The following is a 25200-nucleotide window of genomic DNA, read 5'->3' as shown; positions in this document are numbered from 1 at the left end:
CCGTGCCACCGACGGATTGCGTCAGTCTCCCCGTTCGGTCATCGTGTTCCGATCCCACGGCCCTTGGTCGGTGAAGTTGTCCCGCACGAGGGTGGCGGGAGAGAATTCGAAGCCGAGTTCGGCTGGGATGATGTAGTTTCCCGCGATGCGGTTGGTGCCGGTTCCTGTGATCTCCATGGCTGCGTTGATGATTCCCGACGTGATGCCGACGCCGACGCAATCCTCCAAGCGGATTGTCCCGCAGAAGAAACAGCAGTTGCTGACGACCATCCCATTCCGAATTCCCCGCCCAAGCAGGGCGTAGCGGTCGTTGTGGTTGACCAGGCAATCGGCAATCACCCCGTGCGAGCCGTTCTCCTTGTCCTCAATGACGAGTCCGTCGAGGTTGCTCGTGAAATTCGAGCAGGTGATCTTGGCGTTTCCGGCATGCACGATGCACCCGACGACGTTGTTCTGGCAGCTTAACTGGGATGCGTTGATGTACTCCGCCCGAAAGTCGAACCGGACCCCGGCGTAGTTCCCGACGGCGGTGATCCGATGCAGGTTCGAACCGCTGCCCCAACCCTCGCCCGCTCCGCCGATCCGGAGCAGTTGGATTCCCGCCCCGTTGACATTGCGAACCGTCACGCCCACGATCTCGAAATGCGAGCACCCTTCGCACAGAATGCCCGACCGCCCCTCATCCTTTCGCCCCTTCCAGTTGCCGGGGGCTTCGCCGTCGAGGACAAGATCGCGAATGGCCCAGTGGGCGACCTTCTCTTGCCGGAAGATCTGTTTGAATCCGCCGCCTCGTACCACGGTTCCCGGCCCCGATCCCTGCACCGTGACCCCTTCCGGAACCGTCACCTCACCGAACCGGTAAAAGCCCGGACCGATGCGAACGACGCCCGGACCGGCGGACAAAGCTTTGCGCATCGCAGCGGTATCGTCCGCCCGGTCGTCCAAACCGTTTGGGTGTTTCCCGTCGTTGCTGGCAAAGTCGTGCAGAAACCGATCGGCTGGACGGGTGGTGGGTGCGCCACCCGCCGACCCGTCGACGCAGAGGAAGACTCCCACGGACCCGATCGCGAGCGCGAGGCCGGACACCAACATCACCATCGTTGTCTCTCCATTTTACGTGCGGCAGCTTCCGCCGTGTCGTCCGACTGGCCGCTGCCGTTTTTGCGGACACGGCGCGCCGGCTCAGGCGACGTTCGGCGTCGGACCGACGTTGCGGTTGGCGCACCAGATTTCCTTGGCCTCGCGGACGTAGTGCAGGTAGTTGGCCAGGCTCACGTCCGGCGGCACGCGGTGGTCGCACAGCGGGATGTAGCCGCCCTCATCGACGAGTGGCTTGAGGCGGACGATTTCGGCTTCGATCTGGCGCGGGCCCTGGGCCAGGATGTGCTTATCGAATCCGCCGATGATGAGCAGTTCCTTGCCGTACTGCCGGCGGTACTTGATCGGATCGGCGCCCCACGTGCCGATCTCCAGCGGGAACATGCAGTTGAGCCCGGCCCCCAGCCACAGCGGAATCAGGTCGTCGATCTTGCCGTCGCAGTCGGTCCAGATCACGTCGATCCCGTGCGAGCGGCACAGGTCGCAGATCCGCTGATACTGCGGCACCAGGTACTGCTTGAAGTGCGTCGGCGAGATCAGCGGGCCGGCGTTGTAGCACATGTCCTCCCAGCCGCCGGCGAAGTCGAACTTCGCCCCGCCTTCCAGTATCCGCCGGCAGACGGCATAGATGCAATCGCCGATCGTCGCCACCATCTCCTCGAAAAGGGCTGGATCGTCGTACAGCAGCAGCGAGACGTTCTCGGCGCCCATGAAGTTGCGGATCCAGCCGTAACGACTGCCGATGTTCAGGCACAGCGGATCGGAACCCTTTCCATCACGATCCACCGCCTCGATCGTCTCGGCAATGGCCTTTCGCCGCTCCGGCATGTCCGGATCGAACCGCCACTTGAAATGCTCTTCCCACGTCGCCCGGTCCTTGAGCAGCCAGTCGAGGTAGAGCGGAATGCTCCGCGAGGTCCGGCTCTCCTTGAGCAGCACGCCGGTCGAGTCGCGGTAGACCACGTACTCCGCCGTCTCCTCGATGACCTGCGTCTCCATCGCGGGCATCATGCCCACGGGTCCGTAGGTGTTCCAGCCGCCGTCCATGCCCATCCACTTGGTGATGTCCCAGCGGTTGCCGCCGCCCCATTTCGCCAGCTCCGCCGGCAGACCCTGCGCTTCCCACTCAGGGATCGTTTCGTTCCAGAATCCAAAGTCCATCAGCGGAACCCGATCCACCGGCTGATAGTGCATCGTCGCGTTGAAACGCTCCTTGAAGTTCATGCTGGTCGTTCCTTTGTATCCTGGTTGCTGGAATTGCAGGGGATTCTGCGGCGACGGGCCGCGGGAGGCAAGCATATTTCGCCGACCGGCCCAATGCGAAACCGGGGCGGAAGGGTCCGCCCCGGTTGTCGGTGTTCGCGCGTCAAACGGCGGATGCTACGGCGATGCCGGCTGCGTCGCCGGCGCGGTCGCCGTGGTCGGCCGGTTGTCCTCGATCGCCTGATAGGACCCGGTGATCTGCCCGAGCACCCGGCCGTGGATGACCACCGCCTGGGCCTGCACCTCGAGGTCGCCCTCGATAACGGCGTTCGGTTCGATGGTGATCGCCTGGCCGCGGAAGTGCAGATCGCCCTCGATGCGGCCGTGCACTTCGGCCCCTTGGGCGATGATCGCCACGTCGGTCTGGCTGTCGGCGATCAGCTTGACCATCTGCGCGGTGAACAGGGTCTTTTCCGTCACCGGATCGGTCACTTCGATGGTCTGGCCCATCACCTGGCGATAGCCCTGCTCGGCGAACTCGTCGACCCACTCGTTGTAGTAGCTCATGCCGACCTTGTAGAGGACGATCAGAAGCACGACCAGGAGGACGATCATCACCAGGCAGCCGACGCCGCAGCCGATCAGCACTTTCATCGTACCCGAAAGGCCAGGCCTGGCCGGGCCTGGGGTGGAAATGGTCTGGTTGTTCATCGGGTCACTCCCGCAAGTTGTCCGCTACAGCTCGGTCCGGTCCTGGTTTTCCTCGATGTCGGTCAGGCGCGAGGCGTGCGGCTTGGCCGCGGTGCGGTCGGCCATCTCGCCGAGGAACTTGGGCAGATCCACGCCTGCCATCTCGGCCACGTCGTGCAGCGGCGGCAGGCTCCGGATCAGGCTCGAGATGAAGTTCGAGGTTGACGACCCGTCGCCGTTGCCGCCGCCGTCCCAGACGGTGATCTTGTCGATCTTGAGGTTGCTGATCGCTTCGACCTGACGGCTGACGATCTCCTCGATCTTTTCGATCATCAGCAGCGTGGCCGCGGCGCGGGCGTCGCCGTCGCAACTCCTGACCAGCGACTCGTAACCGGCCGCCTTGCTGTCGAGCACCTTGCGGATACCCTCAGCCTCGGCTTCGTACTTCATCAAAATCGCGTCCGCGTTACCCTTGGCCTCGCGGCGGATGCGCTCGGCTTCGGCCTCGGCGGCGATTTCGATCTTGCGCTTTTCGATCTCCTTCTTGACCACCTCTTCCGCGGTCAACCGTTCCTGCTCGGCTTTGTACTGGGCCTTCTGGATCTCGACCTGGGCTTCGCGCTTGGCGACCTCGGCCTGCTGGAGGGCGGCCGCCTGCTTGACCGCCAGCAGCGCTTCGGCGTCGGCGATGTCGGCTTTGGCCTTGTTCTCGCCCGAGACCGCCTCGGCCTCCTGGGCCTGGACGAACACGCGGCGGTCGGCTTCGGCCTTCTTTTTGCCCTTCTCCGACTGGGCCACGTTCTCAGCGACGCGGATTTCCTTTTCCCGGTTGGCCTCGGCCTCGCCGATCGTGGCGGTGGTCTCCTGCTGCTGGACGAACACGCGCCGGTCCGCGTCGGCCTTCTTCTTGCCCTTGTCGGCCTGGGCCAGATTCTCCGCCACCCGGATTTCCTTCTCGCGTACGGCTTCGGCTTCGCCGATCGAGCCGAGCTTCTCCTGCACGGCCACGTCGATCTTGGCCTGGTTGATCGCCTCGGCCGCCGCCTTCTTGCCGATGCTCTCGATATAGTCCGAGCTGTCGGTGATGTCGGTGATGTTGACGTTGATCAGGTACAACCCGATCTTGTTGAGCTCCGGTTCGACGTTCTTGCGGATGGACGTCAGGAAACTCTCGCGGTCCTGGTTGATCTGCTCGATGGTCAGCGAGGCCACGGTCAGACGCAACTGGCCGAAGATGATCTCCTTGGCCATGTCCTCGATCTCGCGCGAGCCGAGCCGCAACAGGCGCTCCGCCGCGTTGGCCATGGTCTCGGCGTCGGTGCTGACGCCGACGGTGAACGTGCTCGGCACGTTGATGCGGATGTTCTGCATCGACAGCGCGTTCTGGAGCGGAATGCCAATGGTCATAGGCGTCAGGCTCATGTACGCGTAATCCTGGATCAGCGGCCAGACGAACGTGCCGCCGCCGTGGATGCACCGCGACGACTGGGCCCCGCCCACCTTGCCGTAGATCACCAGAATCCGGTCCGAGGGGCACCGCTTGTAGCGCGAGGCCAGGAACATTCCCATCGAGAACAGGATAAGCAGGGCGACGCCAATAATGATGGCCCAGGTTCCCATATCCATCGTCTTGCTCCTTATGAATACTAGTTGGTTTTGTCCACTACCAAAATACTGCCGGGCAGGACCCGCACGACGCGGACCTGCTCGCCGGTAGCGATCTGCTCGTGATTCTCCGCAACGGCATTCATGATCCTCAGCCGGCCCTGGACGCGGATCTGGACCTTGCCGGTCTCGCCGGCGGCGATCGAGAGGTACACCGTCCCCTGCTCGCCGACCGCCCGCTGGGGATTGATGGTCCCGCTGGATTGTAACTTCTTGGCCTGCTTGAACATCTGGCTCAACAGCCAGACCATGCCCAGGCCGGCGATCACCGCGCCGACCAGCGACCATCCCTCGCTGACGTGGCTGGCCCGCAACAGGGCCAACCCCACCAGCCCGAACATCAGGAAGAACGCCGTAAGTCCCTGGATCGACAACAGCTTGAAGCTCATGTCGGTGTCGGCGTCGTGCACCTCGAAGCCCCCGTCGCCGGGATCCAGATCCAGATCGCCGACGTCGCCGAACGCCCCGACGAACTGCATCACCAGCCGGATGGCGAAGGCGATGCCTCCGATCAGGGCGGTAAAGGCGTAAATCTTCTCCAGCACGGTCATATCCGACAGATTATCGAACATCGTCCGATCCTCCACTGCCAGGGTTTCTGACCCTTGTTACATTGGTCTAGACGAAACCAATGGCGAATTATTCACCTGAAACGTCGCTTATTCGCGTTGGCCCAGCGTTCGGCTTCGCCGTGCTCAGGCCAGATGTTCCTTCATCCAGGGCAACGCCTGCTGTCCGCACCAGCGATGGGGGCCGGGGAAAACGTGGTGTTTGAGCTGGCGTTGGGCCCCGAGCAGGCGGTAGGCCTTGCGGGCGATGGCCACCTGCGGCTGGACGTTCCGCAGGCCGCCCGCCCCGTTGAGCGGGTCGCTGTCGCCGGTCTCGATCAGCAGCGGGCGCGGGGCGATCAGGGCGGCGATGTCGCCCATATCCACGTATTCGTAGAGGTGCGGCACGTAGTTGCACGAGCACTGGTACATGTCGAGCAACGACTGCTTGTAGCCGTAGAAATAGCCGCTGACCACGGCGCAGCCGATCCGTGGATCGAGGGCGGCGGCCCAGAGCGTCTGAAGCCCGCCACCGGAAAGGCCGGCGCAGCCGATCCGAGTCCCGCGGCAGTCCGGCCGGGTTCGGATGTAATCGACCAGGCGATGCAGGTCCCAGGTCCACATGCCGGTGACGGTCTGGCCGAGCGGGTAGGCCATGCTGTTGAGGTGCCGGCATGAAGAGGCCAGGACGCCTTCGTTGGCGACGGCGGGCTCCTGGCGCTCGCCGAAACCGCGGGCGTCGGGGCAGAAGACGATCAGGCCCTGTCGGACGAACTGCCGGCCGTAGTCGTAGTTGTGCTCGTCGATGGTGCGGGCGACCTCCGGATGCGTGCGGTCGCCGGCGACGGCGGCTTTGCCGCCGCTGGCGTGACCGTGGGTGGCGATGACGGCGGGCCAGGGGGCCGAGCCGGTTTTGGGAACGAGTACGTAGAGGGTCATGACCACGCCGGGTTCGGTGCGGATCTCGACGTGCTGGCGAAAGCAGTCATCGAGTTCGATCTGTTCGGTGATCTGCGGCTGCGGGTCGGTCGGCTGCATGGTTTCGTAGCCGGTGAGCTGCTTGAGCTTTCGCCGCAGGGTCCGCTGCCAGGCCTTGCACTGGTCCGCGCTGCCGGCGGAGAAGGCAGACCGGCGGGCGACCGCGTCGAATCGCCGGCGGAAGTACGGGAGTGCCGAATAGCCGTTGCCGTTCATGGTGGTCTATCCTCTCACTTTTTCCGGCGGATGGCAAGTCCCAGGAGTCCGACGACCACTTCATTGGCCACGGCGCGGACGGTCAGCGACGCCAGCGGCTTGGCCGGATCGAGCGCGATGCGCTGGACGATGGCGTGATTGGTGCGGCTGAAGTAGACGGTCTCGTTTTCCCTCTGGACCGCAGCCACGAGCCAGTCGTCGAAGTTGACCGGGTTGACCAGTGACACTTGCTCGACCGCGTCGTCGGCGTACCGGACGTCGAGGCGGGCGTTCTCGACGTGGGCCTGCATCGGGTTGGTCACGCCGATCAGCAGCACCGCCAGTTCCGTGCCCTTGCCTGACAGCGGGACGGTCAGTTGCTCGGGAAAGTTGTCCCAGATCGAGACGCACGCGGCGTTGGGTCCGTCGGCCGCCGTGAGGAACGGAATGCCGGAGGCGGTGGTGAAGGTTCCGCCGCACCGGCGGAGTGTCGAGTCGTCGATCACTACCTTCTGATAGCCGCCCTGGTTCCAGTCCCAGATGAACCGGCCGTTCCCGCGGGTCATGATCGAGAAGGTCTCCGGGCGCGGGTGGCAATAGTCCAGATCGTGGATCTCAGCCAGGGCGACGTTGAAACAGTCGGCGAGGTCGATCGGCTCGAATCTGCCTATCGGCGATTTTCGGCGGGCTTGGCGCTTGTCGAGGATTTCGAAATCGACGGGCAGCCACGCGTCGTATCGGTCGGCCTGGACGCGGACGAACGCGGTGTGATGGCCGGGACGGCTGGCGGCTGAGGCGTTGACGGCGTCCGCCTCGATCCGCTGGTCGTGCAGGCATCCGGTCGGGTCGAGCAGTTCGGTGGCTCGGCCGCGGGCGACCTTGATGGCCAAGGCGTTGCCGCGCGTCACCTGGCGCGGCGAGGTCAGCGACGGCGAACGCTTGCCGCCGTGGCGGACGGTCAGGGTGAGTTCCTCTGTCGTGTCACTCTCGACGACCAGCAGCGACCGGCCGATGCCCGGCTCGATCCGGTACTCGACGGATGATCCGTTGATTCGCACCGACTCCAGCGCGGTCGCCCGCAGCGGCAGGCGGATGATCCGCCGGGCGGCGAGCGCCGAGCGGACCGTCAGCGTCTCTGTCCGGCCCTGGCGCCGGTAGGTCAGTTCGACGTCCCTAACCTTCAGCCGGGCGTGTTTCCAGTCGTCGGGGAATCCGGGAGCGATCTCGATGCGCCGGCGCAGCAGGTCGCACCGCAGGCCGAAGAGCCCTTCGACGATCGTCCGCAGGTGCAGGCTCATGATCTCGGTGAAATCCTGGGCCGAGTCGGCATAGCCGCTGGGCGTGAGGCAATGGCACGCCATGCCCGGGTTGTCGCCCATGAAATGGGTGTCGGCGACGGCGGCCAGGATCGGCCACGCCTGGGCCGGCTGACCGGCTTGGAAGCACGCCCAGGCCAGGTGCAGATTCTCGGCGGTGTAAAGGCCGCAGCTCGAGTAGTTCTGCGGATACCAGTTGGACGACCAGACGAGCCGCCCGCCGCGCGGGCCTGTCCGCTCGTTGCGCAGGTCGGTGTGCGTGAAGCGCAGCATGGTGTGGGCCTGGAACGGATCGACCAGGCCCGCCTCGATCGCGTGGTAGATCGTGGCCAGTTCGGGCGATGGATGGACCAGGCGGTGGCCGAGCGTATCGACGTACTCGGCGAGGATGCCGCGGTCCGCCTGCCAGAGCTTCTCGAAGACGGCTTCGCAAATCTTCTCGGCGCGTGCGGCGAACGGTGCGGCGTCGCGCCCGAGCATCTCGGCCAGGAGCGCCATCGTGCGGTTGGCCCGGTAGTTGTACGCGCTGGACTGGGCGCAGCCGGCGCCGTTGTACGAATGGGCGTCGGAAATCCACGTGTTGAGCTTGTTCTCGTAGAGCCCGTCGTCGTCCGAGTCCAGAATCCGCTGTTCCCAGTCGAGCACGTCGGCGATCACCGGAAACACCTCGCGGGCCAGGGCCAGGTCGCCGGTGCGCTCCAGGTAGTGCAGGACGTGATCGACGTAGACCTCCTGCATGTTGTAGAAGATGCCGCGCCGGCCGTCCGGGATTTCGGGAATGTAGCCGTGGCTGTTCTCGAGGTGGTTGTAGTCGCCTTCCGTCTGAACCACGTGCTCCGGACCATTGACTTCGTCCGGACGGACCTGAGTGGCGGCGTGCGCGCGGATGGCGGCGGCGACCCGATCGTGCCAGCCGATCGCGGTCGGGCCGTACCAGTTGCGCCAGCCCATGTACGGGCAGTGCCACGCATAGGCCCCGTGACAGAACGTATTCTGATGCCAGCAGGCATCCAGCGCGACCACCGCGGACGGCACGGTCAGGTCGAGCATGCGGTCGGGCGTTTCAATCTTGATGACCTCATGCTTGCGCCAGATCGCGTGCTTGATCTCGACGGCTGGGTCGCTGCTGGACAGGTAGCGATCCAGAACCTGCTCTTCGACGTTCCGCAGGACCACCACAAAGCCGTCGAGCGTCTGGCCCGGCATCAGCGGGCAGCTCATGCGGACCATCGGCGACCGCGGGTCCGGATCGGCGTCCGGGCTCAGGAACGGCCCGACGCCCTCATCCACCAGCTTCGGATCGCCCAGCGAGACCTCGACGGGAAACGACGCCCCAATCCACATCCGCGACTCGATGGCCGCGCCGTCCGGCCCGCAAATCAGCGCCCGGTTTTCGCCAAGCTCCACGCGATTGCCCTCGCAGTCCTTCGGGCCGAAGCAGCGGGCCTTGACGTACGGAAACTCCAAGCGGCCCAGGAAATCCGTGACCCCGCCGAAACCCATCGCCAGGTGCACGTGCTGGTCGGTCGAGACCTTCAGCCGCACGAGAAATCCCGCGTGCTCCTGGAGCGGCAGGACCTCGATCAGCGCCTCGACGCGCGGAAAACACTGAAAAAACGGCCGCACCTGGTGCTCGGTCCAGCCGTTGCGGTAGGTGCTGATCGTGCCCGGCGATTCGTGGAACCACTGGCCGTAGCGGTCGCCGTCGCGCTCGCCCTGATAGTAAAAGACCGGCACGCGGACTCCCGGCGTGGCCGCCACGCCGGCCATGAACGTCCCGCACTTGGCGTCGCTGCAGTCGGGCCGCTTGCGCCAGTCGGTGATCGCGCCCATGACCATCGGCGCATCGCCGGCGAAGGTGAAATAGCGCTCGGGCAGGTCGTCCTGCGCGTGACCGCCGTAGAGGGTGCGATTGAAGATGCTCGTGCTGCCGACGATCCGATAGCCGTCATCGACCGGCTGATAGCGCGTATCCATTGGCGGTTTCGCTTAACGGGTCTCTCTGGCCACCTCGAGCAGGGCCAGCATGTTCTCCACGGGCACGTCGCCCTGGATGGACTGGGCGGGTGAGAAGACGTAGCCGCCGCCCTCAGCCATCAGCTCGCGCACGGCGCGGGCCTCGGCCCGCACCTGGTCGGGCGTGCCGTAGGGCAGGGTCTGCTGCGTGCTGATCCCGCCCCAGAAGGTCAGCTTCTCGCCGTAGCTGCGCTTGAGCCTGGCAAGGTCCATGGCCTCCGGCTGAACGGGGTTGAGCACCTGCACGCCCATCTCGATCAGCGACGGAATGATCGGCTCAATGTTGCCGCAGGAGTGGATCCAGACGTCCTTGCCCCAGGCGTGGATCAGGTCGTACTCCCGCTGTTCGCCCGGCCGGATCATCTCCTGCCAGACGTCCGGCGCCATCAGCAGGCCCATCTGCGAGCCCCAGTCGCTTCCGAGCAGGATCCCGTCGATCTCGGGCAGGCCGATGATATTCTCGATCATCACCATGTTGCGGTCGATGATGCCCTGCAGCAACCGGCGGGCGAATGGCGGGTCGCCCGCCATGTCGGCCAGGAAATTCTCGATGCCGCGCGAAAAGTACGCCTTCTCGAAGTGACTGCCATAAATGCGAACCAGGAAGTACTTGTCGCACTGGTCGGCGGCCCGTTTGATCTCATCGACGAACTGCTCGTAACTGCCGTAGCCGATGACTCTGGCGGGGCTGGTGGGCGTATCGGGACCGGACCAGTCGGACCCCAACTCGTGCCAGTTCCACCAGGGAATAAGAAAGTCGCGCACGTCGTTGTCAATGAACTCCTCCGCTGTGCAGCCGTCCGCCAGAGGGGCCAGGGCCTCCCAGGCGTCGGGACACAGGTCAATCACGTAGGGCACGCGCGGGGTCGGATGGTGGGCGATGGCGGCTTTGACGAGTTCTCGGCGGGTCATTGGGGGCCTCGGTTTCGGATCACGTTGGCGGGGACGGCCGGTCCGTCCGATCGCGTTGGTCATTACTTACCAGCCGGCGGCCGGCTGTCAAGGGTCTCCTGAAACTCGATGAGGTTTTTGCACGCCTTGATCCGCCCGAAATTGGGATGATGCTCGCGGACCAGCAGGACGGCGGCGAACCCAGCCGCCTCAGCCCCCTGCAGGTCGTCCACGTGGTTATCGCCGACGTGGACGATCTGTTCGGGCCGCAGGCTCAGACGCTTGCTGGCCTCGTCGAAGATGCGCCGGTCCGGCTTGACCGCGCCGACCTCGTCCGAGGCGACGACCGCGTCGAAGTAGTCCAGGATGCCCAGCTCCTGGCAGAAGTAGGACAACCCGCGGTGCCAGTTCGAGATGATCGCCATCCGGTAGCCGCGGTCGGCCAGTTCCTCCAGGACGCCCGGCGCCTCCTCATAGAGGGCCAGGCAGGACGAACCGAATATCTCGCGGACGGGCTCGACGTGGCGAAGGAACTCGGAAGGCGTCTGGACCCGGACCCGGCAGGCGGCGAAGAGCCGGCGGGTGAATTCCTTCCAGAAGAACCGCTTCTGGTCGTCGGCCATGCTGGGATGGTAGACGTCGGCGTAGAAGTGGAAGACGCGGTAGAGCATCTCGTCGTGCCACGGGTCGGCGGCGAGCTTGTGGGTGGCCAGGTGCTCCTGCCAGCGGGCGCCGCGGTTCCGGCCGGACCAGTAGTGGGCCAGCGTGTAATAGAAATCGAACGTAATGCCCTTGATCTCGCTCAAAACTCGGTTCCCATGACGGTTTTGTCAATTCTAGGAGGACAGCCGCTCGATTTCCCGGGCGAACCGCCGGCACCGCGGCAGGTACGAGTCGCCGAAGAGCCACACGTGGATCAGCATCGTGTTGAGCCAGTAGACGCGGCAGCGGCGGTCGAAACCCTCGCGAATCGGATGGCGGCGACGGTACTCGCGAAAGAACGTCTCGTCGGCGGTCTGGAACACCAGCAGGTACGCCAGTTCGGACTCGACCTCGCAGAACGCGGCTGTGCCGTCGATAAAGCCCGTGATCGTCGGCTGATCCGGATCGGCGTCGTCGACCATGATGTTGGCCGACCACAGGTCGCCGTGCACGAGCGTCGGAGCGCCGAACTCCGGCAGCCAGCCGTCCAGCTCGCGGATCAGCCGCCCGGCGATTTGCCGCGTGCGGTCGTCCAGACGCGGCGCCGCGCGGTGCAGGTTCCTCTCGATCATCGGGCCGAAACAGTCGAGCCAACTCGTAAAGCCGGGCGCATTGGACAGAGCGCTGCCGTAGGTCGGCTGTTTGTGCCGATGCAGATCGGCCACGTGCCCGGCAAGCTGGAGTTGGACGCGACGCATGCCTTCGGCGCTGAGCCGCGCCTCGCCCAGGTGCCGCCCGGCCAGCGTCTCCATCAGCAGCACCGTGCCGCGGAAATACCGTTCATCCGATACGCAGGCGTACGGTGCGGGAACCGGGAACTGCGTGTTGCGGCGATACCACGCCAGCGCCGCCGCCTCATCGCGAAAGTCCCGATGGTCGGACTCCTCTGTGATCTTGGCCACGAGGCTCGCCGGTTCGCCGTCGGTGAACCACTGCTCGACGCGGTTGATCATGCCGCCGTGCAGCGGGCGGATGTCCACCACGCCAAGCCCGCGATCGACGTGATCGCGAACGATCGCGGTGGCGGTTTCGCGGTCGATATGCGGCGACGGATCGGGCGTCATGATCGGCAACCACCCTGACGAGCGACTTGAACCCTGAACTGCCACGCGTACTGGACGTATCCTACCGACGTCGCGGTGCGGATGGAAGGCTCGTTGTGGTCCGAGGCGGCGTACACGGGAACGCAGCCGGCTTCGAGCAGCGCGGCGGTGAGGGCCGACAGCGCGGTCTTGCCAAAACCTTGGCGGCGGTGGGCGGCTGCGGTGTTAATCCCGATATCCGCGACGCCGTCGGCGGCGCGAACGGCGTCGATGGGATTGGTCGCGGCGACACACGCAACCTCGCCGCCGGACCACGCAGCGAAACAGAAACCGGCGTCGATGGCCTCGGCCAGCGAGTCGTTGTGCAGACCGGCGCGGACCAGTGCGGGCACGTCGCCGGGTCCGACCCGCCGGCATGGGTGGAGCGATTGCGGACGTAGCGACTCGCGCGTGCAGAAAAGGATCGGCCCGCTGACCGCGGTGACGTCCCTGCGACCGACGGCCCGGCAGACCAGTTCGGTCAGCGCGGACCGGCATTCGCGATCGAGAGTCGAACCCACACCGTCATCGCCCAGAATGCGCTTCGCCTCGGCGGCCAGCGGCTGTTGGAGTGAGGCCCCACAGCGTCCGCGGGTCATCAGGATCCAGATCGCGAAGATCGGCCCGTAACCAACCTCAGCGGCAAATCGCCGCGGCGAGGCGACGATACACGTCTCGCCGGATGCAGTGCCGCCAAGATCGCAGCCGAGATATCGGGAGAAGAAGGCATCGAGAATCCCAACCGCGTCGGCCGGCATCGCGCCTCTTCCTCACGGACGCTGCCAGTTGAGCGCTCCGTCAAAAACGACCTTCGCCTCGCGCCGTTCGATCCGACCGATCGGATACGCCGCCAGGTCAAAGCCTTCCAGGTGCCAGCGGATCGACTCGACGGCGTCGGGCGCGACGACCATCGTCATGCCGACGCCGAGGTTGAACGTCCGCCGCATGTCGGCGTCGCTCACCGCGCCGGCTTCGCGAATGACCTTGAACACGTCGAGGATGCGGATCTGTCCCAGGTCGATCCGCGCGCCGAGCCCGTCGGGCATGACGCGGTTGAGATTCCCCTCGATCCCGCCGCCGGTGATGTGGGCGAGGCCGTGCAGGCCGTCGTTGCCGAACAGGCCCCGGAACGGCTGATAGTAGCAGGTGTGCGGCCGCAGGATCGCGTCGAGAAAACTCTCGTCGCCGACCCGCCGCTCGGCCAGGTGATGATCCTTGGCCAGCAGCGCCCGGACCAGCGAATAGCCGTTGGTGTGCAGGCCGTTGGACGCCACGGCCATGACGGTATCGCCCTCGGCGATCTTCGAGCCGTCGATGATTCTAGAGCGATCCACCACGCCCACGATCGCCGCCGCCAGCACATAGAGGCCCGCGTCGATCACGCCCGGCTGCTCCGACGTCTCGCCGCCCACGAGGCTGCAGCCCTGCAACCGGCACGCCTCAGCCATCGCGTCGACCATGTCGGTCACCTGCCGCGGTTCGAGCTTGCCGCAGATGATCGTGTCGAGCACCGCCAGCGGCGCCGCCCCCATCACGATGATATCGTCGATCAGGTGATGGATCAGGTCGTACGCGATCGACCGCACGCGGCCGTGCTGGAACGCGAGCTTCTGCTTCGAGCCCGGCTCCTCCATCTTCAACACGAGCACCGGCTCGCGGCACTCGGGAAAATCCGCTGCGAACAGCGACGCGAACGGTCCGAGCCGATTCAGCACCCGCGGATCGGCCGACTGCATGCTCGCCGCCATCCGCCGCTTCGCCGCATCCGCCGTTTCGATGCTGACCCCGGCCTTTTCGTATGAGAATTGTTCGGTCATGGTTTCACCTGTACGTGGGCACAGCCCACCGTTGTGATTTTGTCTGTTTCGGGCGGCGCGACCGCCCGTCCTACACCGCGGGAGCTTTTCCCCGCAGGTGCCGTTCCATCCATTCTACGGCAAAACGTGTCAGGTGTGGAGCATGAAAGAGATAAGATCGGCCGTGGCCGACCAGTCCGGATCGGCCGTGTCCGACGGTGAGGTAGGCCTCCATGATGGCCGGGAAGTACTGGTCCGAGGAACCGACGATGCCGTTGCAGGTGTCGTACTCCTCCAGTTCAACCCACACGCGGCGGCCGTCGCGAAGAACGGGCGCTCGATACCGGACCACCCGCTTGCCGGGAACGTCGGCCAGGCACTCAGCGTAATGCAGCAACGTGACGTGAACCAGCGGCGAGCCGAGCAGCAGCACCGAACCGCCGGCCTCGCACAGCTTGGCCAGTGGAGAACCAACGCCGTGACCGTACTGCAGCGGATGATCGCGGACGATCCACTCGGCCAGCGGACCGACCGCGGCGTACGAACAGTCGGGATGTCCGCTGCGACGGGCCCCCGGCCACGTGCGCAGATACTCGGTCAGGATGCTCATGTTGCGACACGCCCGCGACCGCGAGGGATCGAACGCAGGGCACTCGTCGTGATAGGCCTGTCGCTTCTCAGCGGGCCACTCATCCATCTCGTAGGTGCTGTCTTCCCAGCCGACCACCATCATCAGCGTGCCCTCGGGACCCAGAACCTCGAACAGGGCCGAAAGGACCACATCAGGGCCGCCGACGACCCAACCGATGGACTTCACTGAAGCGTGGAGCATGACAAGCTGCCCGCGAGCCACGCCCAGCGCGCTCAGGTCCTTAACCAACCGGCTGTGCGTAACCGCGGGCGGTTCGATGTTCCCCGCAGGCTGAGACATGAGCTGTCCTCGTAACGGCGTCGTTCGTACCGGAGGCTACCTGGCGACAAAACAGAGGATCGGATCCTGGCCGTCGTCCGAACGATGCTCGTAGCCGACGTGCAACTCCGCCGACAAACCCGCCTCGGAGAAAAGCCGATGGTAATCCTCGACCAAAAGGATCGGACTCTCGATCGGGCAACGCTCGATCCGCTCCGATCCGTCGGATGCGGTTATTCTATAGTGGAACGCGCCGGATATCCACGTGCCATCCTTTACGAGACGCAACTCGCCCCGCCGCGAGACCAGGCACCCGCTGCGCGGATCGACCGTCGGCTCGCTCCAGCCGAACTCGCGCCGGCCGCCCGGATACAGATGCGCCTGAAACCGCCGTTCGGTCATCAAGAAGATGCCGTCATCGCGAAGGTGCCGCCGCACGCAGCGGAGGCATGCGAGGTGCTGCTCGCGCGTCGCCAGTTCGCGAAACGAATTGTCGGCGACGGTGATCAGGCCGAACTGCCGGCCCAGATCGAACTCAGCCATGTCGCCGCGGATCAGCGTCATTCGCTTCCGCGCGGCCTCGTCCAGTTCGGCTGCGAACCCGCGGGCCAGATCGAGCATCCGCTCCGTGATATCGAGCCCGACCGCCTCGAAACCCGCCTCTGCCAGACGGCACAACAACCGCCCCGTCCCGCACGCCAGCCCCAAAACCGGCCCGCCCGTCCGCTCGGCGTAACCGCGATACCAACCGACCTCCTGATCGCTCAAAGCGTTGACCAGCGGATAGTCCCAGCCGAACAGCTCGTAACGCTTGAGATTCCCATCGGCCATGACAGGCCTCCACGATTGTAGGGTGCGTCGTCCCGACGCACCATTCTGTCGCGAGTAGCGTCCGGATCGTCAGAACACCGATCATTTGATACGCAGTTCATCAACGACGCTTACCAACTCGCTCAAACTCGCGATCGTCCGGGCCGGCTGATCGGTCGCGTATTCGTCGGCGAGCTGCTGGGCCGTCCGGTCCGGCCGGTAGTCGCGGATCACCCCGCTGCGGTCCACGCCGCCGCGCTCGATCCGGATCGGCGCAATCCCCGCCGCCACCGCCCCTTCCACGTCCTCGACGCTGTCGCCGACGTAGACCACCTCGTCCGGCGAAAGCCCCGTCGCGCCAAGCGCCGGAGCGAAAATCCGCGGATCGGGCTTCTTGACGCCCACCTGCCCCGAGATCGTCACGTGCTCGAAGAACCCGTCGAGGCCCATCCGCGCCAAAACCGTCGGGATAAACGGCGGATGATCGAAATTGGTAATCAACGCCAACCGGCGGCGCTCGCCAAGCCGCGAAAGCACCTCGCGCGTATCCTCATCGAGCCGCAACCGATCGTTCCACGCGTTGACCGTGGCCTCAGCCGCGGCCCGCACGTCATCCGGCGCCGGGCGCAGGCCCAGCTCGCCGTACAACGCTGCGATGCGCGACTCGTAGATGGTCAACCCGTCGTTCGCCGCCGGCTCCGGCCGCGTGAACAGACCCTCGCACCGCTGCGCAAGTTCGTCGCGGGATCGGCGGTATCCGCACCGCCGCGCCTGGTCATACAGCCGATCGAGCCACCGTTCCCACCCCTCAGCCGGGTTGTCCATCACCAGCAACGTGCCGTACAAATCAAAAAAAACGCCCTTGATCATCTCGCCTCGCGCAAAAGTCGTCGGTCGATTCAGCCCGTCACGACAACATAACGACCCGTCAGGTTGTTTTCAAGCCCGGCGCTCCGCAGCGAAGGCCTCTCTGAGAGTTTCAACCGTCCGAGCCACCGACGGCGCTTCGGGCGGCAGCGGTTTCCCGCCTTCGCAGCACTCCCGCCACACAAACAGCGTCAGGTCGGCTCCGTCCGGGCTGTCGTCGCCGTCAGCGTCGCGATAGAACTGCTTGAGCATCCGGTATCGCGGGTCTGAATGGTAAAGCCGGATCGTCCAGTCGTAGATGGGAATGATGTGAAAGTGCAGGTTATGGCCGCTCTGATGGCCGAACCGGCCGAGATAGAGGTGTCGGGGCTGCAGCGTGGTCTCGATGACGCGGCTGATCCACGCCAGCAGCGGCCCAAGCTCCGACAGCGCATCCGGCCCCAGGTCCGGCAGACTCCCAGCCCGCGGATCGCGCGGCGCCGCCATCAGGTAGCCGGGATACGCCGTATCCACCCGATGATTCACCCGCCAATGCGCGGTCTCGTAAACGATGTACTGCCGGTCGGGAACGAAGACCATGTTCGATTCCTCAACAAGTCAAACGGCGGGTGAACCTCGCCTCCGGCGAGAACCACCCGCCCTACCCATCGCCGCGCAGGCCGCCGTAAATCGCGTCGCCGCCCGACCGCCAGAAACAGTCGACCGCGCCGAATCCGGACTCGCCAAGCCGTTCGAAATGCCACGAAAGCGGCAGGCCTTCCTCGACGCCGGACCAATCGCCAATAATCTCGCGGTGAAGAGCGTCGGTGTCAAGGCCGAGCGCCTCGCCGACGCGCCGCCAGAATCCCTTCCAGTCGTCGACGTTCGGATCGGCCCGGTCGAGCATCGCGGACCGCCGGTCGCCCCAGAACCGCTGAACGGCTGGGATGACGCTGCCGACGTGATCGGCGTTCAGAAAAATGCCGCCCGGAATAAGCAGCCGGCCGATCCGCCCGTACAACGAAGCCAACTGCGATTCGCTGAGCCAGTGAAGCGAGGTGGCCGAGACCACGGCCCCGCACGGCCCGTCGATCCGGTCAGACCAATGCGGACTCCTCAAATCGGCCTGCAGCAGTGCGACCCGTTGCCCGAACGCCTCCAATCGCTTGCGGGCCAGGCCCAGCAGAGTCGGATCGAAGTCGACGCCGATCACCTGGGTGTCCGGCAGCGCTTCAAGAATCGCGTGCATCAGCGAACCCGGTCCGCACCCCAGATCGACCACCCGCTTCGGCGTCTCCTGCGTCCGGCGGATCAACTCCACCATCAACGTCATCCGCTCGCCGCGAAACGGAATGTACCGCTCCTGCATGCGGTCCCAGCGCTCGATCCAACCGCGCCAGTCGAAGCCGACCGGAGCGTTTACCACGAAGGCTTCTTTCATCGCTCAATTGTCTCCCAATACGAACAGGTTCGGCTGAGCTCGCGCGGCTGGGACGCTCACTTCGCCTGGAACAGCACCGAAATATCCGGCCAGCCGTAGGCCACCTCGGGCAATGCCACACCGCCGATATCGATCGGCTGCTCCGCAACCGGCGTCCCGCCGAGACGCTCGTAAAAGCCGCGCGACGGATTCCGGGCCAACACCCAGATCGCCAGCGAACGACAGCCGCGGGCGGCAAGCCGCTTGGCAAACGCCGCCACCAGCCGCCGGCCCAACCCGCGACGCTGGTGCGACTTGAGAATGTACAACCCGCCGAGCCGCCCGTCGTAACCGGGCACGTCACCCCAGTGGGCCCCGCCCTTGGCGAAACCGACGACCGTCCCGTTATCCTCCGCCACCAGCGTCACGTCATCCGGCTTCATCTCCAGATGCCACTGCCGCCACCGGGCCTCGATCTTCTCCTGCGACTGCTCGTCCAGCACGTGGTCCGGTACGATCCCGACGTAAGTCGTCCGCCACGTGGCGATCCGCACGGCGACCATGCCCGGAATGTCCTCCAGCGTCGCGTCGCGGATGATGATCTCGCCCTCGGCAACCCGCGCGGACAGGTCGATCCAATACAGCGAGACCCGCTTGCCGGAGCGCGGCGAGATGGTCTCGCGGTCGAACACGCCGCCGTTGGCGCGGATGATCTTGCCCGAACCGACGTTGTCGATGTCGCAGGTCACCAGCACGCGGTCCAGGCCGAGCTTGCGGGCCTCCGCCAGGACCAGACGGAGAATGGCCGTCCCGTACCCCTTTCGCCGCTGCGACGGCCGGATGTCGTAGCCGATGTGGCCGTCTTCGATCTTCAGGCTTTCAACCAGCGCGTGCCGCAGCCGCGCCGTGCCCAATAGCGCCCCGTCGCTGACCAGAACGTACGTCGTCTGCGGCACGATGCCTTCGTCGAGAGTCCGCCCAGCGGAGTTGTCCTGCTGCCGCCGGATGTATGCGTCAACGTCCTCCAAAACCCCGCCGTGCCGCGGATCACCCTGGTCGTGATATTCCTTGACCATCGCCAGCAACGCGTCCCGGTGCCTAACCGAAAGCTCGACGAGCTGCAGATTCTCATTGGCCATCGTGCTTCTCCCGCCACTCGGACTCGAGCATCGCATAGAGATACTCGTCGCGCCATTCGCCGCGCACCAGATCGGACTGCCGGAAGTGCCCCTCACGCCGCATGCCGATCTTCTCCATCACCCGCGCCGACGCTCCGTTCCCGGTGTCGCACTTGGCGATGATGCGGTGCAGTCCAAGCTGCTCAAACCCCAAACCCAGCAGCGCCCTGGCCGCCTCGGTGGCGTACCCGCGATTCCAGCAGTCGCGGCGAAGCATGTACCCCATCGACGCCCCCTCCCGCTCGCGCAGATAGATCCCGCAGCCGCCGATCAGCCGGCCGCCTTCCCGCAGCGTCATCGCCAGCCCGTAGTCCGTCCGCGGATCCTGACCCTGCCGTTCGATCTGACGAACCAGAAACTCCCGCGTCTGCTCCTCCGTATTCGGCCCGAACGCCATGAAACGCACGGTCTGCGGGTCCGTAGCGTACGCATGCACCGCCCCGAAATCGCCCTCACGCCACTCGCGAAGCACCAGCCGTTCAGTCCGCAACTCCACCATCGCCTTTCTCCTGTCTTGTCGGCGGCTCCATGTGGGTCCGCCGCCCTCGGCGGACTCTCCATTCATTCCGCATTGGTCTCGCAAGTCTCTATGGAAATCCCTATGCGATCCTGTTGCCGGCCCAAAAACCCGTGTTCCGAGCTCCCAAATTCATGTGGTATCTTTATTGTGCGGGCGAAGCCTCCGCTCCCCCGTGCGTCGACCAGTGACGCTTGACAACTCAATACGCCTCCGATCTTCTGACCCGCTTGACGCTCCGGCGGGAACGAGGCGGGCCGCGACAAATCTTACGATTTGTACAAAACCCGCGCATCCCACGCCGCCGCCGAAGTTTACACCGCAACCGCGGTTTTGTACAAGACCGCGCCAATTGTACAAAACGTACAACCAACCCGCGCCGGCCAACAGGCCTCCACGGTCTCTCCAAAGCCCGCCTCTCCAAACCGCGCTTTCCGCGTGCTCCGCCTGTTCCGTGCCCTCCACAAAGGGAAGTCGCACGATGCCAACTACCGTGTCCAGCCGACCCGCAGCGGCGGGTCGCTACTCCCGCCGTCGACAGAAGTACTCCGCCATGAAGCCACCGTGGTGCTCGACGCTCTCGATCGTCAGCCCCGCCCGTTCGAGTAGGCCTTCCATGATCCACGCCGTCGTGCTGAATTCCTGGCGGGCGTGCACCAGCGCCTGGTCCCGCACCGCCGGCGTATCGGCGAGCCAGCCGTCAAAAAACGCTCGGTATCCAGCCGGGTCGAACGACCAGACCACGTCCTTGACGTACAGCCGCCCGCCGGGCTTCAGCATCGCGGCCAACCGGTTCAAGCCCACCTGCTTCCAGAAGTCCGGCAGGTGGTGCAATGCCGCTGCCGTCACAATCACATCCGCCGGCTCGCCCGCATGCTCGTAGGTCAGGAACCCGCCGCGATGAAACGCGATGTTGCCGACCCCAGCCGCCTTCGCCCGCCCCTGCGCGAACGCCAGCATCGCCTCCGAAACATCCACCGCGTGAATCTTCGCGCAGTGCGGCGCCGCCGCCAGGATGAACAGCCCGGTGCCCGACCCGATATCGATCAGCGTCTCTTGCCCGCTCAATCCGAGCCGCTCGATCAACCGGCGGTTTTCGCCGTCCAGATCGCGAAATCGCCGATGCCGCTCCTCATACGCCGCCACCTCGGCCGGATCGGCATAATCGACCCCAACCTGACTCAACTCATCAAACTGCCACGCGGGTTGCTGTATCATAATCGTTCTCCTTGCTTTGCTTTCTCGTGGCGGGTGAACCTGCGGCGTTGCCGCAGAACCACCCGCCCTACGCCAGACCGAGCATCGGTTCCTCGATCATCTTCGACATGAAACGCAGGTCGTCGCGAAGCGACCAGCCGATGCGCCGCCAGAACGCGCTGCCGGCGCGATTGTCCGCGAACACCATGATGTGGCACTTGCCGATGCCGGTCTCACGCAGGGCGGACAAAGCCGTCTCGACCAGCCCGCGCCCGACGCCGCCCGCCACAGGGCGATCGTCTCGTCGTAGTCGTCGATGGTCATCTCCATAATGTTCATGGCGATATCTCTGTCGCATGACGCCGACGCGCGGACCAAAGCGTCAGCGGGTTCCGTTTGCTTTCTGAGCCGTCACGAGCAGGCCGCTGCCGCCGGGACACGCGATGCCCCGCACGAACGGGCTGGCGTCGTAACGCTCCTCGAACTCCAGGTACTCCTCGTAGAGGTCCGGCTCGTCGAGGATCTCCCGCAGCGTCTCCGGCTCGACCAGGCACGCCAGTGCTCCGGGGGCTGAGGCGCGGACCGGCCGGCAGCCCTCGTCTTCGAGCATCGCAGCCAGCTCGTCCGGCATGAACGCGTGCCAGCTCGGCATGATGCTCGGCTGAAGACGCCGCAACTCTTCGGTGACTTCAAGCGTGCCGGTATCGAAAACCTGATGGACGGTGTTGAGCCGCCGGTAGTGCTTCACGTCGAACGGCACGCCCAGCGGCACGATGGCCAGGCGGCTGAACACGTTGAGTACGAGCGTCGAGCGGCACACGCGGACCAGTTCGCCCAGGGCCTGCTCGTAGCGATCGTGGCAGAACGACAGCGGCGCGTCGAGGCACAGCACCATGTCGAAGGCGTTGTCCTCGAACACGCCCAGACTCGTGATGCTGCCCTGAACGAACCGCATGGTCTGGACGTGGCGGCTGCGCCGTCGGGCCTCGGTGAGCATCTTGCCCGAGATGTCCAGGTGCACCACGTGGTGCCCAGCCTCGGCCAGGCCGATCGAGAACCGCCCGGTCCCGCCGCCGGCATCGAGGATGGTCAGCCGCTCGCGCCCGCCGACGCACCGCCAGATCTCCCGCCACAGCAGGTCGGTGTGGACCCGCTTGCGCGGATCGACCCCTTCGCGCCCGGCTTCGCGATCGGCCCGGCCGTTCCAGTAGTTCTCCAGCACCGAAAGGTGTTGCGTGTCGGTTGTGCGTGTCATGGTCATTCCTTTCCGCCCACGTAGAGCAGATGCTGGGCCGCTCCGTGCAAAGCCGGATCGTGTCCGACGCGGTAGTTCAGCTCGACCCAGGCCTGCCAGACCGCCGGGTCGAGAAGGTTGAACTGGTCGTCCCTTTCGGTCGTCAGTCCCTCGCAACTGAGCAGAGCGACCTGTCTGAAGCCGCCCTCGGCCATCAACGGCTCGATCTGGCTCGGATGGGCGAACCAGGCATCGGGAAAGCCCGTGCCGGGGTTCTTCACCCGGTGTATGCCGGTACTCAGGATCATCTCGGACTCATTGCGATCATCCACGATGTACCGCGGGGTATTGGCAACTGCGTTGATGTGGGCGCGGTACGGACCAAGAAACGCCGCCACGATCACGCCGCCGTGCTTGACGATCCGGTAGGCCTCCCTGACCGCCCGCAGCCGATGGCCCGGGTCGATCAGGTGGTACAGCGGCCCCATCAGCAGCACCGCGTCGAAACTCTCCAACGCAAAGCACGGCATATCGATCGCGTTGGCCTTCACGCAATCCGCCAGTGGCGCGCCGACCTCAATCGCCTTGCGCCGGGCAAAGTCCACAGACGGCTTGGACAGGTCGGCCAGCGTCACCCGGTACCCGCGCCGCGCCAACTCGATCGCGTACCGTCCCGGCCCGCCGCCGATATCGACCACGTCGGCCGGCGCGGCGGGAAGATGCTCCTCCAGCGCCCGCAGCGTCACCGCGTACTCCATCCGCCGGCGCTCCAGACGATTCCATTCCAGTTCAGGGGTGCCGTATGTCTTTTCCACAACTTGTATGCTATCCAACAACATCATTGTGCTCCACGGTTTTCATCAGACCCGTGCCGGTCGCTTGGCCACAGCGATCAGGCCGCACCGCTCGCGAACCCCCGGACCGTCGGGAAGGACCTCATGGTCGTAGCGGTCGCAGAGCTCGATGAACTCAGCCAGCAGAGCTTCGTCGCGCAAGACGCGTTCGATCGTTTCCTTCTCGCACAGATGCGTCAGCGAGCCGAGTCCACCGACTCGCACCACCTCCAAGCCCGCCTGCTCCAGAACCGTCCGCAACTCATCCGGCAGGAACGCCTTGATCGGGGCCATTCGGCCGTGAGTGTTCTTCGTGGTCAGCAGACCGTTCTCGGCGAACTGGTCCTGCCGCCACTCGCCGCGGTCGGCCATCGCGTAGACGGCGGGCAACAGCCGGCCGGTCGCCTGGACGCTGCAGTCAACCCACTGGGCGATCAGCTTGGCCCGGTGGAAGACCGTCGCGATCAGCGTGCCGCCGGTCACGCGGGCACATTCGCCCAAAGCGTTCTGAGCCTCCGGCCCGCAGAACGAGACGGCTCCGTCGGTGGCCAGCACCAGATCGAACGACCGGTCGGCATAGCGCGACAGGTCGGCGGCGTTGCCTTCGACGAACGCGATGTTGCTCAGACCCTCGGCCTTGGTCCGCGCCAAATCGAGCATCGCGGGCGAAAGGTCCAGGTGCGTCACCGCGTACCCGCGCTTGGCCAGCGGGATCGAGAACCGTCCGGTTCCGCCGCCGCCGTCGAGGATCGTCCGGACGCCGTCCAGACGGCGCTCGATCTCACGCCAGCGCAGGGCCCGGTTGATCGGCTCGGCGCCGGTGTCGTTTTCCTCCCGGGACGCCTTGGCGTCCCACCAGGTTTTTTCGCATTCGAAATCGATTGTCATGACGGACTCCACCTTCGCTTGCCTTTTGGCCGTTCAGGAAGCCTTTCTCGCCACCGCGATCAGGCGTTTGGCCTGGTGGTCGTAGGGTTCGCCGCTGATGTGGCCGTAGATGTCCACGCGAGCGAAACCCGCCTGGCGGAGCAGCGTCTCGAGCTCAACGGCTGAGTAAATCCGGTGCGAGAGCTCCTTCTCGAACCACCGCCCGTCCTTGAACAGCATCCAGCGGTTCCACATCCACGACCAGTTCTTCAGGACCTTCCGCTCAGCCAGAAAGATCGTGCCGTCGTCGAGGCGCGACCAGTCGCGCGGCTGAAAGATGCGGGCCACCCACTCCTTGCCCGCCACGTCGAGCAGGAACGCCCCGCCCGGCCGCAGCGAGCGGTGGACGTTTTCCGCCACCCGGCGGTCGTCGTCGGGATCCTCGAAATAGCCGAACGCGGTGAGCATGTTGATCACGGCGTCGAACGCCTCGGGCCGGCGGAAGGTCCGCATGTCGGCCTGGACGAACTCGACGTGCAGACCCTCAGCCTGAGCCTTGTCGCCGGCGGCGGCGAGGTACGATGCGGTCCGGTCGACGCCGGTGGTCGCGTAGCCTCTCCGCGCCAGGGCGATGCTGTGGCGTCCGGGCCCGCAAGCCAGGTCGCAGACCGCGGCGCCCGGCGCGAGGTCCAGGAGTCTGGCGAGGTGATCGACCTCCTCGACCGCCTCCTCCCATTTCCTGGGCGTGAACATCGACGCGGCGAACAAGTCCCAGAACTCATCATCTTCATGCCACACGTTCTCTTGATTCATCACGGTACTCCAATGGTTCGCTGTTGCTACGGATGTGCCCGGGCCTCCACGACGTAGCCGTCCTGGTTCTCGCTATGGTCGCTCTCTACGGCGTCGAATCCGGCGGCGCGGATTCTCGCGATCAGGTCCGCGTACCGAAACGGCCAGTAGACGATCGGATAGCTCCGCTGGGAGACGCGGCCGTCCTGTTCCAGTATGAACACGACCTCGGTCAGGTGCGGGTCGGACCAACTCTCCGGCGTCGTTCGCACGTACAACACGATACAGCGAATCCCGTCACGGACGCGCGGCGAGGAGAAGCTCTCGAACCGCACCCGGTCCTTACGGTACTTCTCCCAGTTTCGCGTGTCCAGGATCAGCATACCGCCCGGCTTGAGGACCGATCGCATGCCGCG

26 protein-coding genes are annotated in these 25200 nt (G+C 65.3%); all 26 read right to left on the bottom strand.

The window, feature by feature from the left end; genetic code table 11:
- Positions 1 to 21: 21 nt before the first annotated feature.
- A complete protein-coding gene (locus tag GXY33_02860) occupies positions 22 to 1098 on the bottom strand; it encodes a hypothetical protein (protein ID NLX04066.1) in 1077 nt (358 codons plus the stop codon).
- An 84-nt stretch (positions 1099 to 1182) separates the two neighbouring features.
- Positions 1183 to 2322: a hypothetical protein gene (locus GXY33_02855; GenBank protein ID NLX04065.1), complete on the bottom strand. Its 1140-nt coding sequence runs from the start codon at positions 2320 to 2322 to the stop codon at positions 1183 to 1185.
- A gap of 156 nt (positions 2323 to 2478) precedes the next feature.
- Positions 2479 to 3012 (bottom strand): polymer-forming cytoskeletal protein, encoded by a 534-nt coding sequence (locus tag GXY33_02850; GenBank protein NLX04064.1) that lies wholly within the window; start codon positions 3010 to 3012, stop codon positions 2479 to 2481.
- A 24-nt stretch (positions 3013 to 3036) separates the two neighbouring features.
- Positions 3037 to 4611 (bottom strand): flotillin family protein, encoded by a 1575-nt coding sequence (locus tag GXY33_02845; GenBank protein NLX04063.1) that lies wholly within the window; start codon positions 4609 to 4611, stop codon positions 3037 to 3039.
- 26 nt (positions 4612 to 4637) lie between these two features.
- On the bottom strand, positions 4638 to 5228 hold the full coding sequence (locus GXY33_02840) for a hypothetical protein (protein ID NLX04062.1): 591 nt from the start codon (positions 5226 to 5228) through the stop codon (positions 4638 to 4640).
- A 123-nt stretch (positions 5229 to 5351) separates the two neighbouring features.
- Positions 5352 to 6398 carry a hypothetical protein gene (locus GXY33_02835; GenBank protein ID NLX04061.1) on the bottom strand — a complete coding sequence of 349 codons (1047 nt, stop codon included), beginning with the start codon at positions 6396 to 6398 and terminating at the stop codon, positions 5352 to 5354.
- A gap of 14 nt (positions 6399 to 6412) precedes the next feature.
- Positions 6413 to 9670: a hypothetical protein gene (locus tag GXY33_02830; GenBank protein NLX04060.1), complete on the bottom strand. Its 3258-nt coding sequence runs from the start codon at positions 9668 to 9670 to the stop codon at positions 6413 to 6415.
- A gap of 12 nt (positions 9671 to 9682) precedes the next feature.
- Complete coding sequence (locus tag GXY33_02825; protein NLX04059.1) at positions 9683 to 10621, bottom strand: hypothetical protein; 939 nt, start codon at positions 10619 to 10621, stop codon at positions 9683 to 9685.
- Positions 10622 to 10683: 62 nt separating this feature from the next.
- The gene (locus GXY33_02820) at positions 10684 to 11406 is read right to left on the bottom strand and encodes an HAD family hydrolase (GenBank protein ID NLX04058.1); all 723 of its coding nucleotides are present in this window, start codon (positions 11404 to 11406) and stop codon (positions 10684 to 10686) included.
- A gap of 30 nt (positions 11407 to 11436) precedes the next feature.
- Positions 11437 to 12366: a phosphotransferase gene (locus GXY33_02815; GenBank protein ID NLX04057.1), complete on the bottom strand. Its 930-nt coding sequence runs from the start codon at positions 12364 to 12366 to the stop codon at positions 11437 to 11439.
- Complete coding sequence (locus GXY33_02810) at positions 12363 to 13142, bottom strand: GNAT family N-acetyltransferase (GenBank protein NLX04056.1); 780 nt, start codon at positions 13140 to 13142, stop codon at positions 12363 to 12365. The genes GXY33_02815 and GXY33_02810 overlap by 4 nt, the downstream gene beginning before the upstream one ends.
- Before the next feature lie 12 nt (positions 13143 to 13154).
- The gene (locus GXY33_02805; GenBank protein NLX04055.1) at positions 13155 to 14201 is read right to left on the bottom strand and encodes a phosphoribosylformylglycinamidine cyclo-ligase; all 1047 of its coding nucleotides are present in this window, start codon (positions 14199 to 14201) and stop codon (positions 13155 to 13157) included.
- Positions 14202 to 14271: 70 nt separating this feature from the next.
- Positions 14272 to 15111: an aminoglycoside 3-N-acetyltransferase gene (gene aac(3), locus GXY33_02800; GenBank protein NLX04054.1), complete on the bottom strand. Its 840-nt coding sequence runs from the start codon at positions 15109 to 15111 to the stop codon at positions 14272 to 14274.
- A gap of 36 nt (positions 15112 to 15147) precedes the next feature.
- Entirely contained in the window at positions 15148 to 15921 is a 774-nt protein-coding gene (locus tag GXY33_02795) for a class I SAM-dependent methyltransferase (protein NLX04053.1), read from the bottom strand.
- 81 nt (positions 15922 to 16002) lie between these two features.
- A complete protein-coding gene (locus tag GXY33_02790) occupies positions 16003 to 16770 on the bottom strand; it encodes an HAD family hydrolase (GenBank protein NLX04052.1) in 768 nt (255 codons plus the stop codon).
- 69 nt (positions 16771 to 16839) lie between these two features.
- Complete coding sequence (locus GXY33_02785) at positions 16840 to 17346, bottom strand: HIT family protein (protein NLX04051.1); 507 nt, start codon at positions 17344 to 17346, stop codon at positions 16840 to 16842.
- 61 nt (positions 17347 to 17407) lie between these two features.
- Positions 17408 to 18187 (bottom strand): class I SAM-dependent methyltransferase, encoded by a 780-nt coding sequence (locus GXY33_02780; protein NLX04050.1) that lies wholly within the window; start codon positions 18185 to 18187, stop codon positions 17408 to 17410.
- Between the two features lie 56 nt (positions 18188 to 18243).
- Entirely contained in the window at positions 18244 to 19305 is a 1062-nt protein-coding gene (locus tag GXY33_02775; GenBank protein NLX04049.1) for a GNAT family N-acetyltransferase, read from the bottom strand.
- Positions 19295 to 19840, bottom strand: coding sequence for a GNAT family N-acetyltransferase (locus GXY33_02770; protein NLX04048.1), 546 nt, complete (start codon positions 19838 to 19840; stop codon positions 19295 to 19297). The genes GXY33_02775 and GXY33_02770 overlap by 11 nt, the downstream gene beginning before the upstream one ends.
- A gap of 543 nt (positions 19841 to 20383) precedes the next feature.
- Positions 20384 to 21079, bottom strand: coding sequence for a class I SAM-dependent methyltransferase (locus GXY33_02765; protein ID NLX04047.1), 696 nt, complete (start codon positions 21077 to 21079; stop codon positions 20384 to 20386).
- A 67-nt stretch (positions 21080 to 21146) separates the two neighbouring features.
- Positions 21147 to 21347, bottom strand: a complete 201-nt coding sequence (locus GXY33_02760) for a GNAT family N-acetyltransferase (protein ID NLX04046.1) — start codon at positions 21345 to 21347, stop codon at positions 21147 to 21149.
- Between the two features lie 93 nt (positions 21348 to 21440).
- Positions 21441 to 22313 (bottom strand): class I SAM-dependent methyltransferase, encoded by an 873-nt coding sequence (locus tag GXY33_02755; GenBank protein NLX04045.1) that lies wholly within the window; start codon positions 22311 to 22313, stop codon positions 21441 to 21443.
- 2 nt (positions 22314 to 22315) lie between these two features.
- A complete protein-coding gene (locus GXY33_02750; GenBank protein ID NLX04044.1) occupies positions 22316 to 23107 on the bottom strand; it encodes a class I SAM-dependent methyltransferase in 792 nt (263 codons plus the stop codon).
- A gap of 45 nt (positions 23108 to 23152) precedes the next feature.
- Positions 23153 to 24013 carry a methyltransferase domain-containing protein gene (locus GXY33_02745; protein NLX04043.1) on the bottom strand — a complete coding sequence of 287 codons (861 nt, stop codon included), beginning with the start codon at positions 24011 to 24013 and terminating at the stop codon, positions 23153 to 23155.
- Between the two features lie 33 nt (positions 24014 to 24046).
- Positions 24047 to 24805, bottom strand: a complete 759-nt coding sequence (locus GXY33_02740) for a methyltransferase domain-containing protein (GenBank protein NLX04042.1) — start codon at positions 24803 to 24805, stop codon at positions 24047 to 24049.
- A gap of 26 nt (positions 24806 to 24831) precedes the next feature.
- On the bottom strand, positions 24832 to 25200 hold a 369-nt coding region (locus tag GXY33_02735), incomplete at its 5' end, for a hypothetical protein (protein ID NLX04041.1).

It is taken from the genome of Phycisphaerae bacterium (assembly GCA_012729815.1).
Taxonomy (GTDB): domain Bacteria; phylum Planctomycetota; class Phycisphaerae; order JAAYCJ01; family JAAYCJ01; genus JAAYCJ01.
Note: the sequence above shows the minus strand (reverse complement) of the source record. Positions and strands in the feature narration are given on the sequence as shown.